Annotated in this window: 10 protein-coding genes and 1 tRNA gene; 4 read left to right on the plus strand and 7 right to left on the minus strand. The window is 52.8% G+C overall.

What is annotated here, in order from left to right:
* Positions 1-15 precede the first annotated feature (15 nt).
* Together ACR9EC_RS07415 and ACR9EC_RS07420 are read right to left on the minus strand one after the other, a co-directional pair.
* On the minus strand, positions 16-321 hold the full coding sequence (locus ACR9EC_RS07415; protein WP_435298606.1) for an MTH1187 family thiamine-binding protein: 306 nt from the start codon (positions 319-321) through the stop codon (positions 16-18).
* Between the two features lie 50 nt (positions 322-371).
* Positions 372-3305 carry an FAD-binding and (Fe-S)-binding domain-containing protein gene (locus ACR9EC_RS07420; RefSeq protein WP_435298607.1) on the minus strand — a complete coding sequence of 978 codons (2934 nt, stop codon included), beginning with the start codon at positions 3303-3305 and terminating at the stop codon, positions 372-374.
* Positions 3306-3612: 307 nt separating this feature from the next.
* Between ACR9EC_RS07420 and ACR9EC_RS07425 the strand changes: the two genes are divergently transcribed.
* The 3 genes from ACR9EC_RS07425 to ACR9EC_RS07435 all read left to right on the plus strand — a co-directional run bounded on the left by ACR9EC_RS07425 (position 3613) and on the right by ACR9EC_RS07435 (position 8312).
* Positions 3613-4410, plus strand: a complete 798-nt coding sequence (locus ACR9EC_RS07425; RefSeq protein WP_435298608.1) for an ABC transporter ATP-binding protein — start codon at positions 3613-3615, stop codon at positions 4408-4410.
* A gap of 3 nt (positions 4411-4413) precedes the next feature.
* Entirely contained in the window at positions 4414-7044 is a 2631-nt protein-coding gene (locus ACR9EC_RS07430; RefSeq protein WP_435298609.1) for an ABC transporter permease, read from the plus strand.
* 221 nt (positions 7045-7265) lie between these two features.
* Positions 7266-8312, plus strand: coding sequence for a DUF3806 domain-containing protein (locus tag ACR9EC_RS07435; protein WP_435298610.1), 1047 nt, complete (start codon positions 7266-7268; stop codon positions 8310-8312).
* Between the two features lie 52 nt (positions 8313-8364).
* Here ACR9EC_RS07435 and ACR9EC_RS07440 read toward each other — a convergent pair whose 3' ends face one another.
* Both ACR9EC_RS07440 and ACR9EC_RS07445 read right to left on the minus strand, forming a co-directional pair.
* On the minus strand, positions 8365-9768 hold the full coding sequence (locus ACR9EC_RS07440; protein WP_435298611.1) for a hypothetical protein: 1404 nt from the start codon (positions 9766-9768) through the stop codon (positions 8365-8367).
* Positions 9769-9857: 89 nt separating this feature from the next.
* Positions 9858-10391, minus strand: coding sequence for an RNA polymerase sigma factor (locus ACR9EC_RS07445; protein ID WP_435298612.1), 534 nt, complete (start codon positions 10389-10391; stop codon positions 9858-9860).
* A gap of 313 nt (positions 10392-10704) precedes the next feature.
* Here ACR9EC_RS07445 and ACR9EC_RS07450 point away from each other — a divergent pair, with 313 nt between their 5' ends.
* A complete protein-coding gene (locus ACR9EC_RS07450; protein WP_435298613.1) occupies positions 10705-11166 on the plus strand; it encodes a hypothetical protein in 462 nt (153 codons plus the stop codon).
* 276 nt (positions 11167-11442) lie between these two features.
* On the opposite strand, the gene ACR9EC_RS07455 is transcribed toward ACR9EC_RS07450, so the two are convergent.
* The 3 genes from ACR9EC_RS07455 to ACR9EC_RS07465 all read right to left on the minus strand — a co-directional run bounded on the left by ACR9EC_RS07455 (position 11443) and on the right by ACR9EC_RS07465 (position 14332).
* Positions 11443-11515: transfer RNA gene (locus ACR9EC_RS07455), tRNA-Thr, on the minus strand.
* Positions 11516-11629: 114 nt separating this feature from the next.
* Positions 11630-13174, minus strand: a complete 1545-nt coding sequence (locus ACR9EC_RS07460) for an alpha/beta hydrolase (RefSeq protein ID WP_435298614.1) — start codon at positions 13172-13174, stop codon at positions 11630-11632.
* Between the two features lie 18 nt (positions 13175-13192).
* Positions 13193-14332, minus strand: coding sequence for a DNA polymerase III subunit delta' (locus tag ACR9EC_RS07465; RefSeq protein ID WP_435298615.1), 1140 nt, complete (start codon positions 14330-14332; stop codon positions 13193-13195).

The following is a 14332-nucleotide window of genomic DNA, read 5'->3' on the forward strand; positions in this document are numbered from 1 at the left end:
AGAGCCCACGTGAAGCTACTGCTCCGAACCCTCGATGGCGCTCTCGACGCGTTGCACTTTGCCGTCGAGTTCGCCGGTGTGTCCCGGGCGGATGTCCGCCTTAATGACGAGGGACACGCGCGCCCCGCCAGCACCAACGGCTTCTGAAGCGCGCTTAATAACGTCCATGCATTCGTCCCAGTCACCTTCAATGGTGGTGAACATTGCATCGGTACGGTTTGGCAGCCCCGACTCGCGCACAATTTTTACGGCTTGTGCGACTTGTTCAGTAACAGATTCTCCAGCGCCAAGTGGCGCTACCGAAAACGCAAACAGTGCCATACGTGTTTCTCCTATCTTTGACGTGCAGTGCAGCCTACCTGTTGTTTCTTTTAGAGGCGTTCTGCGATCACTTCTGATAGAGATTTTCCATTAATGTCCATCAGGTCAGATACTTGTGTGCGGCATGAGAACCCGTCTGTCATGAAAATGTCGCCGTCTTTCGCTTCACGTAGTGCAGGCAAAAGCATGTTTTCGGCAACCGCAACAGACACGTCGTAGTGGCCCTTTTCCATACCGAAGTTTCCGGCCAATCCACAGCACCCAGACATCACTTTAATGTCTGCGCCAGCTTGTTTCAGGAGGGCTTCGTCTGCTTTGTATCCCATCACGGAGTGCTGGTGGCAGTGCGGTTGGACGACAGCAGTCACGTCCGACAGGTCAGGAACCTGCCATGTTTGTGGTTTCGTGTCTGGGTTGGTCAACAGTTCTGCCACAGTGTGTGTTGCTTGCGCGATGGCGTGAGCGCGCGGATCGTCTGGGAACAAGTCGACGAGGTCTGAACGCAACACCGCAGTACATGACGGCTCCAACCCAACAATTGGGATGCCATTAACCGCGAATGGGCCGAGGACCGCCATCAGGTTTGAAAGTTGGCTGCGGGCGCCATCAAGTTGTCCGGTGGTGATCCAAGTGAGGCCGCAGCACGCTTCATCTTCGGGGATGATGACGTCGTAGCCTGCAGTTGTTAATACTTTGAGTGCTGACTGTGGCACGGCTGGCGCTAACGCGTCAGAGAAGGAGTCCGTCCACAGTACGACGCGTGGTTTGCGTGCGAGGGCGGCCGCGTCGTCGTTTAATGCAACAGATCCTTCGCAGAGGGTTCCGGTTTGTAGTGCGGCTGGTTTCCCTTCGCGTTTCCACCATGCGGAGAATGATTGGTCAGCGAATTGTGGGAATGAGCGGCGTTGGTCCATGCCACCAACCCATGCGGCCATGGATGCTACAGGTTTGAAACCCAACGCAAAGTTTGACAGTTTTGGCATTTTCTTGATGAGGCGCAGCCAGCGTGGCAGCCATCCAAGAATGTAGTGGGAGCGTGGCCGTATTTTGCCTTTGTAAGAGTGGTAGAGCACTTCGGACTTGTATTGCGCCATGTCGACGCCTGCCGGGCAGTCGGATGAGCAGGCTTTACAAGACAGGCACAGGTCGAGTGCTTCATGTACTTCTGGTGACTTCCAGCCCCCGGTGACGAGGGTGCCGTTTGCCATTTCTTGGAGTACGCGGGCGCGACCTCGAGTGGAGTCTTTTTCGTCTTTAGTGGCTTGATATGAGGGGCACATGAAGCCTGAACTGTTGGACATGTTGTCGGCCCGGCATTTTCCGACGCCGACGCATCGGTGAATGGATTTAGTGAATGATCCTTCGTCGTGCGCAAACGAAAAACCGGTGCTTGCTTTGATGTCTCGTGCGGCTGGCCTGCGCAGGTGTCCGTCTACAGGGTCAGGGTTCACGAGCACGCCAGGGTTCATGATGTTGTTAGGGTCAAACAAGTTTTTGAACTGACCAAAGGCTTGTATGGCGTCGTGTGAGTACATGACTGGGAGCAGTTCGGAGCGGGCACGTCCGTCTCCGTGCTCTCCAGAGAGCGAGCCACCATATTTTGCGACGAGGTGCGCGGCGTCAGTCATGAATTCGCGCAGTGGGGTGCCAGAGTTGTCGAGTGGCATGTCGATTCGTAGGTGTACGCAGCCGTCACCGAAGTGGCCGTACGGCATGCCGTCTACGTTGTGTTGTTTCATGAGGTCGTCGAGGTCCCTCAAATATTTGCCGAGTTGTTCTGGCGGTACGGCGGAATCTTCCCAGCCTGGCCAGGCTTGTTCACCTGATGCGGTGCGTCCGGCGAGGCCGGCACCGTCTGCTCTAATCTGCCACATTTTTGTTGCTTCAGGGCCGGCAGGATAAATGCGTGTGGATTCTGTTCCGCTGTCTTTAACGATGGCAAGCGCAGCAGCCATTGCGGCTTCTGGGGTTTCTCCACCCACCTCGATCATGAGCCATCCGCCGCCTTCGGGCAGCGGCGGCACATTTTGGGCGCCTTTTGCACGACGCACCACGTCAACGAGTCGGGCATCTAACCCTTCAACTGCGAGTGGCTTGTGTTTAAGAAGTGCTGGCACTGCGTCTGCTGCAACAGCCATGTCTGGGTAGCCGAGTACGACAAGCGTGGGTGCTGAAGCCATAGGAACAAGACGTAACTCTGCTTCAAGGATGGAGACGAGTGTGCCTTCGGTTCCGGTGAGTGCACGGGCGAGGTGGGTGTCGTTTTCTGGCAGTAGGTGTTCGAGTGAGTAACCTGAGACTTGGCGGCCGAATCGTCCTAGTTCTGTACGCAGTAGTGCCATGTTGGCGGTGACGAGTTCGGTAAGACCATCAATGCGGTCAACGCCTTGGCCGTGTGCGCCTGCGGTGAAGCGGCGTCCCAACCCGTCAATAACGTCCAAAGAAACAACGTTATCTGCGGTACGTCCATAGGCTACTGCGTGGGGTCCACACGCGTTGTTACCGATCATTCCACCGAGTGTTGCCCGGTTTTGTGTTGACGGGTCTGGCCCAAAGCGTAGCCCGTGTGGGGCTGCTGCTTGTTGCAGCGTGGACATGATTGTGCCGGGCTCTACTCGTGCTGTTTGTGCTTCAACGTCAATGTCGAGGACCTTGTTGACGTGGCGGGAAAAGTCGATAACGACTCCTGGCCCAATAGAGTTTCCTGCACAGCTTGTTCCAGCGCCGCGCGTCGTCAACGGAACACCAAACTTTTGTGTTGTTGTGATCGCTGCGAGCGCGTCATCGCGCGTTTCAGGGATAACGACGACTTGGGGAACCACACGGTAGTTGGATGCGTCTGTGGAATATTCGGCGCGCCGAATGGTGGTGTCTGAGACTTCACCGTCAACTGCTGCGCGAAGTTCGTAAACGAGCTCGTTGCGTAGTTCGAGGTTGTCTGTGTGGGTGTGTGGTTCGTGAGTGTGGTTCGCCGCGTGTGTCACCCCAGTATTGTCCCATTGTTCTGGCGGAGTCTTTGTGGGACTTCCAATCCCCGATACATGGGGACTTCTATGCACCTATTTTTGCTGCGTTCACCTGCACTGTTGCTTCCTTAACTTTATGTCTAGGGGTCTACCCTGATGAGGCTCAGGGTACGTTCAGGGACGGTTCAGGGCACTACCGGAATGACAGACCATAGCAATTGGCAGAAGAATTGAAAGTGGTTCACAAACTCGTGTCCACCGTAAACATGCTGACCGGTCCAGGCAGCTCTTACGGTTGACTTTCACTGTATGAAAGGCACCTTCCATGTCTGTCAAGACACTTGATCCACTCCAGAATGATACGAGTGCTATTGCTAGTGCTCGCGGTTTGACCAAGGTTTATGGCACCTCCTCTACTGTGGTGAATGCTCTCGCTGGCGTTGATGTTGACTTAGAGCGGGGTAAGTTCACTGCGATTATGGGGCCGTCGGGTTCTGGTAAATCGACTCTCATGCATTGCCTTGCTGGTCTTGATGAGCCTACTGGTGGCACTGTGACGGTGGCTGGTCGTACTGTTTCGTCAATGAATCAGCGTCAGTTAACTAAGTTGCGACGCACCCAGTTGGGTTTCATTTTCCAGTCGTTTAACCTTATTCCTACTCTCACGGCAAAAGAGAACATCACTCTTCCGCTTGATATTGCGCGTAGGCCAGTAGATGAAGAATATTTCACTCGGGTTGTTTCAGCTGTTGGTTTGAGTGGTCGCTTGCATCACCGTCCTGCTGAGTTGTCTGGTGGTCAGCAGCAGCGTGTGGCGTGTGCGCGTGCTTTGGTGGCTAAGCCTGACGTGATTTTTGCGGACGAGCCTACTGGAAACCTTGATTCGAATGCTGGCCGTGAGGTTTTAACGTTTTTGCGTAAGAGCGTTGATGATTTAGGGCAGTCCGTTGTGATGGTGACACACGACCCTGTTGCTGCTTCTTATGCGCACCGTGTGCTGTTCCTCGCTGATGGTCAGATTGTTTCTGAGTTGGAGAACCCAACGCCTGAATCAGTTTTGAACGTTTTGACATCGATTTCGCGTGTTTCAGAGCGCGCTGCACAAGACACTCAGGGAGCCTGACACATGTTGAGGATTGCACTGCGAGATACGCGTGCGAGTCTGCTCAAACTGGGCATGTCTATTGTTGCGGTTTTGCTCGGCGTATCGTTTGTTGTTGGTACGTTTTCGTTGCGGGAAGTTATGTCCTCAACGTTTACGTCCATTGTTGATTCTAGTTATTCGGCGGCAGCCTACGTGCAGCCGACCGGCGACACAGGCAATGTGGTTGAGGGGAATGTCGGTGACAGCACCATCCCTCTGACCATTGTTGAGCAGTTGTCGTCTATTGACGGGGTGGGCGCTGTTGTCCCTAACGTTGGTGGCCCTGCGATTTTGGTGAAGAAAGATGGCACCGCACTTGCTGGCACCAATGGTCCGCCTACGTTAGCGTTCAGTGTTGACGAAAATGATCCGACTCTGCGCCTTACTGATGGGCGTAACCCTGCGAATGGTGCTGAGATTGCGTTAGAGACAGCGACTGCTGAACGTGCTGATCTTGCTATTGGTGACAGCACTCGTGTGATCATTAATGGCGACATTCACGAGGTTACTGTTGTTGGTCTCGCACATTTTGATGGCGCAACTGCTGGTGCTTCGCTCATTTTGGTTGATGCTGCGACTGCACGTGAAACGTTCGCTCCTGAAGGCAAAGTACCAAGCATTGCTATCTTCGCAAGCGACCAGTTGAGTGGCGCGGGCACACCAGATGAGTTGTCACAAGATGACGAAAAAGCGTTCGTTAAAGATGTTTCTGCGCAGATGACTGCGTTGGGTATTGACTCTGCCGATTACACGGTTGAATCTGGCACGAGCATCCGAGATGAAGCAAACGCGGACACAAATGAAGCTCTCGGCTTTATCACTACGTTTCTGCTCATCTTCGCCGCAATCGCTTTGTTTGTGGGCGGGTTTGTTATCGCGAACACGTTTACTATGACCGTGCGTCAAAAGCAGCGCGAGTATGCGATGCTGCGTGCTGTTGGGGCTTCACCTGCACAGGTGTTCTCGGTTGTTGTTGTTCAGGCTGCACTGGTTGGTTTGATTGGTGGTGCTCTGGGTGTTGCTGGCGGTTTCGGGCTTGTCCAGCTGATCCGCTCCCTCTTTGAGTCCTTCGGTATGGAGATGTCTACTGAGTTGGCGCTCACTACGCCAATCATTGTCCTTGGCTTAACCGTAGGTGTTGTTGTCGCGGTGGTTTCGGCGGCTCTTGCGGCACGAAAAGCCGCGTTGACTGCACCTGTTGAAGCGATGCGTGACACGGCAGCTCCAGCAACGTCTGTTGGTCTCTTCCGTAAAATCCTTGGTTTCCTCATGTTTGCTGCGGGCACGGCTCTCATGGTGTTTGCTGTTGTCGAAGTACGTGCAGACGAGGATGCGGCAGTTGGCTCCCTCTTCGGTATCGGCGCGGCTCTAGCACTTGTTGGCATGCTGGCGATTGCGCCAGTGTTGGCAAAACCTGTGGTTTCTTTCCTCTCTGCGCCGCTGCGGGTTCTAGCTCGCCCAATGGGTCGTCTCGCTCACGGAAATATCCAACGCAATCCAAAGCGAACCTCTGCAACGGCTGGCGCGCTTATGGTTGGTATGGCTTTGGTGGGTGCGGCGGCAGTGCTTGCAAGCTCCGTAACCGTTGCTATGCAATCGATTGTTGCTAAAGAGTTCAGTGCAGACTTTGTTGTTCAGTCCGCGACATTCAATATCTCTCAGCAGGTATATGACGAGATTGAACAGTTGGATGAAGTCTCCGTTGTCTCGTCGTTCGCTGCAGCTAACGTCGATGTCACCCCATTGAAAAAGACCGCTACTGGCTCTGAACAGCCTTCAGACAGCACTTTGCTCATTGGTGCGACAGAAAACTCAACCCTTGGGACCACGTGGAAGACCGAACCTATTGAGGGTGACCTAGACACGTTGGCACAAGGCCAAGCTATCGTCCAAAAGGGAACGGCTGAGGACAATGGCTGGAAGTTGGGCGACACCATCACGTTGAGCGGACTTGAAGGAACCCAGGAACTACGTATCGGAGCCATTATTGATTCTGTTGCGCTTGGTGTTCAAGTACTGATTTCCGATGATGTTCTCGACAAAGTTGAGCCACAAAGTGGACAGCAAATCGTGAACATTATGGTGAATGCTGCTGACGGAACTACTTCCGAACAGTTGCGTGCGGCACTTACCGACATCGCTAAGCCTTACCTTATTCTCTCAATCTACGACCAAGACGAGTTCACTAGTGAACTCACCAAACAAGTTGACCAGATGCTGATCATTCTGTACGCGCTCCTCGCGCTTTCCCTCGTAATTGCAGTGCTCGGCATCGTCAACACCTTGGCTCTTTCCGTTATTGAACGGACCCGAGAAATCGGGCTCATGCGTGCGGTTGGTTTAGGCAAACTACAACTGTCTACAACCTTCGTGTTTGAGTCCATCCTCACCGCTCTCTTCGGCACCATTCTTGGGCTCGCCGTTGGTGTAGGAATTGCTTCAGGTCTGCCTTCAATTTTGAAGAGCCAAGGATTTACCAGCCTGTCCATTCCATGGTCGGCACTTTCAGTAATGCTCGTTTTGGCGGTCATTGTTGGAGTGTTCGCGGCATTGTGGCCTGCATGGCGAGCTTCGCGCCTCCCCGTGCTTGAGGCAATCGCTGCGGTGGAATAGTTTCTGCTGGTGAAGCGGGTGGTGAGTGTTACACAGGTAACGCTCACCACCCTTTCTGCTTTATGCACCTTGATCACAAAAACTCGGTAAACGCACGGGTGAATACTCCCCACAACACTGCACAAATTAACTATGGAATTGGCTGAAATTCAAGGTGCTTACTGAGTATTATCGAGGTAAAGTTCCCCGCCAAGTAGGTCGATACACAAGTCATGTATGAAATGCAGCAACCGTCTGCAGGTTCGGTCGCCAACGACCGCCTGCCTACGCGACGTAGCTTACATTCCATACCAGATGGAAGCATTTCGTCTGCTAAAGACGAGGCTGCCCCCGCCACGCAAACACGCAGAACACTGCATAGTTCCACACGTGAAACAGCACGCGATATTGCTGAGCCTGCACCGCAAGCCTCAACGCGAGCAGCACGACGACTCACCACCGAAACACCACCTGCCACGCCAGCCACACCAGAGGCGTTTCCCACAAGGCGCTCAGTCACACCCCAGCCCTCCACGCGATCTGCAACCCCACAATCCGCAGAATCAGCACCAGGGCACAAGTTTCAAACGATTAGGCCCACTCGTCCACGCATAGAAACAACATTCACGTCCACGGACAACGCACAGCAAGGCACCACCACTGCTACTCGACGATCAGCAGACTTATCTCCGCCTTCGCACACTCCCGCCGAAGCAACTCGCATAGTTCCGGCCTACACCAGACAAGCCACTCCCCCACGTGAAGCATCCCCCGAAAGCACCAACGTCTTTAATGTTGAAGACTACGGCCCGTTTTCGCCAGAGTCGGCAGACCTCACCTCCATCCAAGCAGCCATGCCGCTTGATCTTCGAGACCCAACAATCCCCGAAATAATGTGGCTCGAAGAAATGCGCTACCACCTTAAATCGCCGCAAGACCCACAACTCACCCCTGAACAACTGTCAAAGCTCTACGACCAGTACTGCCAGGCATGGCATGGACATTCACGCCGCCACAAATGGGACCACAAATTCGTGGTCACATCTATTGGCATCACCCTCGGAGACATCCTCGTCAGCCTCTCCGACCACAACACGTGGGTCGTGTCCGAAAACAACGGCTCAAACACGTATGTCGTCCGCGACAAAAAACACTGCGCCACATACTTCCCCATCGACGCAGTCACCCGACGCTGGGTTGCCGGGAAACTCGAATGGATCCCCGGATTCATCGAAAACGCCCGCCAACACAAAGACGAACCCACAACGGACACACAAGAAAAAGAATGAGGCGAGACCTACACTAGGTCCCGCCTCAACTCATGTTCCGTCTATGCGATAGTTAAAACTTCAACGCCGACTCGGCAACTGCAACAACCTCGTATTGGCTGCCACTATCAGACGTAAACTTCCACACCGGAAGCACAGCATATGTCCTATCGTCCAAGAAGAATCCAGCATTGCCGAGCTGCGCATCCGTAATTGTTCTAACGTCTACATGCCAACTAAAAGATTGCCCAGATGTTGGAGCAGCCGCAGGTGAAGGGCCCGCCGTCGACAAGTCAGAATCGTCGTTCATGGGGCTAGGCTCAGTGGTCCGTTCCAACGGCATAAACACGTTCGAAGGTCCAAAGCGTGGGTCGTTCAAACGTTCAACACCATCGACAGCACTGACAACATCGTATTCACCCAAGTTAACAACCTTGGCTAAATAGCCTTGAACGTTTACTGCACGATCGCCATTAATCTGAAAGTTCCACTGCAAACTGTCATTGTCTGAACCTGTAAGTTTGGGAGTTGCTTTCACCTCAGACAATTTCACATACGTTGGTTCAGGCAGCTGCGTAGTACCATCCTCTGTCTTTTCTGTGGCGGGCTCCCACACCGGATATTCCAGCGCCTGATACTCAAAAGAGTAGTCGTCAGCGTTCATACCCAGATCTGTCATGTACTGGCGCGCTGCAGAAAGAGCGGTGTCGCGGCTCTGCTGTGTACTTTTGGGCTTTCCATGAGTCGAATACCAAAAAGCCCCGGTTCCGCCCCCATTAAGGCTTAACGTCGTGGTTTCTCCCGTACCTGCAAAAAAGGAACCCCACTCACTGCTTATGTCCCCTTCAACATCAAAAACCTGCATAAGCTTTTTCATCATGTCTTCAGTGACGACACTGGACTCGTCCATGCCGAAAGCCTGTGCGCGCTGCGGCGCAGCTGACAAACCCTGAGCTTTAAAGAGTTCGCGAGAGCTAAACCACGGCGCAATTTTCTTGTCGATAGCAGCATCTTGCGACAGACCTGGAGCAATTGACTTAGATTTCAACGACGACTGAGGCGACCCAGGAACCATGTTTTGAGGCGCCAACTCGTTCAAAGGTTGAGCGGGACCAAAAGTCTCTAATTCTTCAAGGGCAGGTTCAATGGTTGTTGATTCAGTTGACGCTTGCTGATCCGACGAGTCTTGATTCAAGGCGTACACGGTTCCGCCAGTCAACAACGCAGTAATCGCGGCACTAGCAGCAATTTGCGCCCACGCAAGACTCTTCGAAGAACGCTTCAACGGAACCACTACCGGCGTAGCATGGTTCTCGTCGTCGCTAACGTTGTGCGATTCTTCCGGAGAAGTTTCTGGGGTCTCTAACGGAAGCCGAGAACGCACATTCTCAAGCAATGCTTCTTTATCGAACTCAACCTCACCGGCTGGGTCATTATCGCGTAACCGATCAAACTCGTTACGAGGTGTGTCAGTCATGTTTTCTCACCTTTAACAAACTGTGGGGTTGCAAGATTTTTGTCGTATTGCGTGAGCTCATAAAACTTATGTCGCAATAAGGCCGACGATTACACCAGCGCTTGAGAAAAACGCGCACGAGCCCGAGAAAGCGCCACAGCAGCCGCATTCTCGCTCACCTCTAACACTTCAGCGATCTGCTCACTGGATTGGCCTTCCCACGCGGCAAGCAAAAGAATGCGCCGATCTCGTTCGCTCAAGGAATAGAACGCTTCTCGAATTTCTGCGTCTTCAATAACAGTGAATGCAGGATCAGTGTCACGCGCTATTTCAGGGAACTCGTTAAGCAGAACTGGGCGTTGACGACGATTATGGTTTGCAACCACAAACCCTGCTGTTCTATACAGCCATTGCAAAACATAGCCTTCGGGGATGTCTGCGCGGCGCCGCCACGCTATCGCAAAAGTTTCAGCAGTAAGGTCTTCTACGTCTTCAGCGGACGTACGCCTAAAAACAAACTTATAAATATGAGACGAATATTTTTCGAACAGTTCGGTAAACCACGCATCATCAAGCCGAGGACGTAACGGCACAATAGTGGGCTCTTGTGCGTCCTCACCTGCTGTTTGTGTGTGCGTGCTCATCCCTCATCCTTTTCGTCAAACGGCTACCGCACCCCATTTATGTCTCTGCTACTTCCAAACTTACAGGCCAGATACATTATCTTTACGCAGATCGTCTTCACCATTTTCAAGACGATCTGAAGAAACGCTTTGAGTTAACGCGAACTTAGCTCCTGCTCTTTTCCAAGTATTAAATTACATATGTAAAATTACTGCTTTATGTGACATAGCAATGATGCATATGGATTCAACGTGGATCTGTGAAAGCTTCCAAATAATACTTTGTTCGGCAAAAAGCTCTCCACCTAGTTACGCTCTCGTGTTTGGATAACTCATGCGAAGGTTTTTGTTTATATCCGTGTTCCTTATCGTGGTAACAGGAACTGTGGGGGCGTGCTCGACGCACGACGTAAACCCTCCTCAATCAGCAACCAACGATGACATACGCACTTCAGGTATCTCTACACCAACCATCCCTTATGAAAAAGACGCATACAACGAAGCTCTTATCGCCGGGGAACTGGGGGTTCTCGTCGAGAACGGGAAAGCCTATTTCATCATCACTGATGAACAAGGCGTCATCGTAGGGCTAGTGTTCCCACCTGGCCACTATGCAAGTTCTGATGGAAAAGTATTGAAATGGGCAGGCAACGGCAAGGACGCAGATATTGCCGAAGTAGGCGACCACGTGGAGTTCAGTGGCGGAGAAACCCGCGGCAAAGACGCAGCCGCGTGGGATGCGTCAACGATCCCCTCAGGCGGGCTGTGGCTAGCGGTAACAGATATTCCCGGTTAGACATTTTCGTATCGCTCTAAGAACACAAATCCAGAACGCCATGCCAAGCTGGAAAATTGATGCGTAGTTCAACGGATTTTTCTGTTTAAGGACAATCAATGAGTGTGTCCATGTCTTCTGCGAAAGTTTTTGAGCTGTGGAAACGACAAGAATGTACGGTTTTTAAGCGAGGCACGCTTGGCTACAATCATGGCTGCATTGGTGCATATAAAGCGCGTTTCACTGGGGTAAAGAAAAGGCCCGAAACCGTTGAGGTTTCGGGCCTTTTAACACATGAGCCGCCTACGAGAATCGAACTCGTGACCTTTTCATTACGAGTGAAACGCTCTACCGACTGAGCTAAGGCGGCCGGCTTCTCCCACACCCGGAGCGAATCACTGATGCGAGCGAAGAACCGAGATTACTCTACCGACCTATGAATAGGTTACGCAAAATAATCTACTGTGACTGCACTCACGTCCGCTTATTCGCAGCGTAAGCCTTCTTTAGGGATCGTTCCATCTACGAAAAACTCGTCTACAGTTTTCTGAATGCAGGCGTCTCCGGTGCCGTAAACGGTGTGGCCTTCACCTACGTGCGTGACGAGGAAAGCCGACTCTAACTGTTCGGTTAGGCCTTCTGCCCACACGTATGGTGTTGCTGGATCGTTTGTGGTTCCAATAACCATGATTGGTGCTGCACCTTTGGCTGCAAGGTCATATTTTTGTTCAGCAACGGGGTACGGCCAGTTCTTGCAGGCAACACCGCCAAATCCGAAATACTTACCCATGGTGGGGGCTGCTGCAAGGATTTGCTCGGCTTCTTTACTCATGGTTTCAAAATCGCTGGTTCCACGAGGATCCAAGCAGTGCACTGCTGCAAACGCTTCGGTTTTGTTTGAGGCGTACGTACCATCTGGTTCACGGTCAAAATAACTGTCAGCTGAAGCAAGTAATAATGTTCCGTCTTGTGCATTGATGGCCTGCTCTAATGCTGCACGCAGGTCCTTCCACAACGCTTCTGCGTAGAGCGGTTGTAAGACAGCGTAAGTACCTAACGACTGAGTAAGAACCCGGTCGGTGTCTGTTGGTAGCGGGTTTGTGCCCAACAAGTCAAGGAAGTCAGCTACTTGCTTCATCCCGTCATCGACGCTACCCGTGAGCACGCATTCTGATCCTTTTTGGCAGTCTGCGACGAATGCTCTCAATGCGTTTTCGAAGCCAACAGCCTGCTGCTTGGACTTTTCGAAATCAGAAATACGAAGATCAAGTGCACCATCTAGAACCATTCGTCCAACGTTGTCGGGAAAGAGTCCTGCATAGATTGCGCCGAGTTCTGTGCCGTATGAGTATCCCAAGTAGTTGAGTTTTTCATCTCCAACAAGAGCACGCATAAGGTCCATGTCACGTGCCACGCTTTGCGTGTCTACGAATTCTAGGATCGGGCCTGAGTTCTCTTTGCAGGCTTGCGCATAAGCGTCAGCTTCTTTCTGCAAGACGGGAAGAACTTTTTCTGTCACAGTGGGGAAAGACAACGCTAAGTAGCGGTCCATATCTTTTGGCTCGTAGCAGGAAACGGGCGTTGATTTGCCTACACCGCGAGGGTCAAAGCCAAGAATGTTGTAGTTGTCGAGCAGGTCTTTACCGAAAATGATCGGGGCGTATTCCACGAGTTCAAGGCCAGAACCGCCAGGCCCACCCGGGTTAATCAATACTGTTCCAAGCGGTGAACCACTTCGTGCGTTATACATTTGCACTGCAACATCGATTGTTTCTGATGCTGGGTCGTTCCAATCCAACGGAGCTTGAATTGTTGCGCATTCAAAAGCACCGGAGCATTTTTCCCACGTAACAGTTTGCTCATATGCTTTTTCGAACCCTGCTGGAACACTACCTTGCACATTAGGCTGAGTTACTGTGGTGGACGACGAAGGTGTTTGTGCCTCGTCGTCCGTGGTACATCCACTCAACACAAGAAACACTGCAAGTGCACCTGCTGCACTTGCCGCAAACCGCGAAGGTTTATTCATCTTTGTGATTCCTTTTCATTAGTGACTTGCAGGGCGCAAGGCAACCATCATCGCTTCAACAGCTAATAGCGGGGCGACGTTTCCCGACAGTCGCTTGCGAGCGCTAGATATTGCTTCTAATTTCGCAAGTGTGTCTACGGCGCTTGATCGTGCGGCGAGGTCGAATATAAATGTTTCGTGTTCGACGTTTACTAGTGGGGTTTCGGTGCGTAGTTGGGTGATGAGTACATCGCGGTAGAGCGACAGGAGGTCCAGCATCGCTTGGTCGAGCACGTCGCGTTGGTGTCGTGTTGCGCGCCGTTTTTGGTCGTCTTCTAGTTGTTTCATTTGGGAGCGTAGTGCTGGCGGCAGGGTTTGGCCTGGTTCTGCGCCTAGGGTGCGCATGAGTTCTGCTCGTTCGTGTGCGTCGCGTTCTGCTGATGCGGCTTTGGCTTCTGTTTGGGCTACGTCTACGAGTTGTCCTGCGGCGATGACGGCGTCTGAGACGCCACGAATGTGGGTGGCTAGTTGTAGTACTTCGTTGCGGCGGGCGCGGGCTTCTTCGTCGCGCGCGTACCTGCGTGCTAGGCCGATGTGGGATTGGGCGGCTCGTGCAGCGATTTGTGCGGTGTGTGGGTCGATTCCGTCGCGTTCTTCGAGTAGTCGTGCGACGTCGTCGACGGGTGGGATGCGTAGTGAAACTTTTCGGCAGCGCGAGCGGATTGTCACCATGACGTCTTGTGGGCTTGGGGCGCACAGCAGCCATACGGTGCGGGGGGCGGGTTCTTCTATTGCTTTGAGGAGGACGTTTGTTGTTCGTTCGAGCATGCGGTCTGCGTCTTCGATAAGGATGACGCGCCAGCGTCCGGCTGAGGGTGTGCGGGCTGCTTCGGTGATGAGTCCGCGCACTTCGTCAATGGCGATGGTGACTTTTTCGGTTGCGATGACGGTGACGTCTGGGTGGGTGCCGCGTAGTACGGTGAGGCAGCTTTGGCAGGTGCCGCATCCGCCTTGTTCGCATTGTAGGGCGGCGGCGAAGGCGCGGGCTGCGTTTGATCGTCCTGATCCGGGCGGGCCGGTGAGTAGCCATGCGTGGGTCATTGCTGACGGGTCGTTCACGGCACCTTTGAGGGTGTTTATGACTGCTTCTTGGCCTACTAGTTCATCCCAGACGCTCAC

Origin of the sequence: Timonella sp. A28, from assembly GCF_051200815.1 — a bacterium.
GTDB lineage: Bacteria > Actinomycetota > Actinomycetes > Actinomycetales > Cellulomonadaceae > Timonella.

Bases quoted from the DNA above. Each gene is read 5' to 3' on its own strand.
- ACR9EC_RS07425 (WP_435298608.1), top strand. From the start codon at position 3,613: ATGTCTGTCAAGACACTTGATCCACTCCAGAATGATACGAGTGCTATT.
- ACR9EC_RS07450 (WP_435298613.1), top strand. From the start codon at position 10,705: ATGCGAAGGTTTTTGTTTATATCCGTGTTCCTTATCGTGGTAACAGGA.
- ACR9EC_RS07430 (WP_435298609.1), top strand. From the start codon at position 4,414: ATGTTGAGGATTGCACTGCGAGATACGCGTGCGAGTCTGCTCAAACTG.
- ACR9EC_RS07435 (WP_435298610.1), top strand. From the start codon at position 7,266: ATGCAGCAACCGTCTGCAGGTTCGGTCGCCAACGACCGCCTGCCTACG.
- ACR9EC_RS07415 (WP_435298606.1), bottom strand. From the start codon at position 321: ATGGCACTGTTTGCGTTTTCGGTAGCGCCACTTGGCGCTGGAGAATCT.
- ACR9EC_RS07445 (WP_435298612.1), bottom strand. From the start codon at position 10,391: ATGAGCACGCACACACAAACAGCAGGTGAGGACGCACAAGAGCCCACT.
- ACR9EC_RS07460 (WP_435298614.1), bottom strand. From the start codon at position 13,174: ATGAATAAACCTTCGCGGTTTGCGGCAAGTGCAGCAGGTGCACTTGCA.
- ACR9EC_RS07440 (WP_435298611.1), bottom strand. From the start codon at position 9,768: ATGACTGACACACCTCGTAACGAGTTTGATCGGTTACGCGATAATGAC.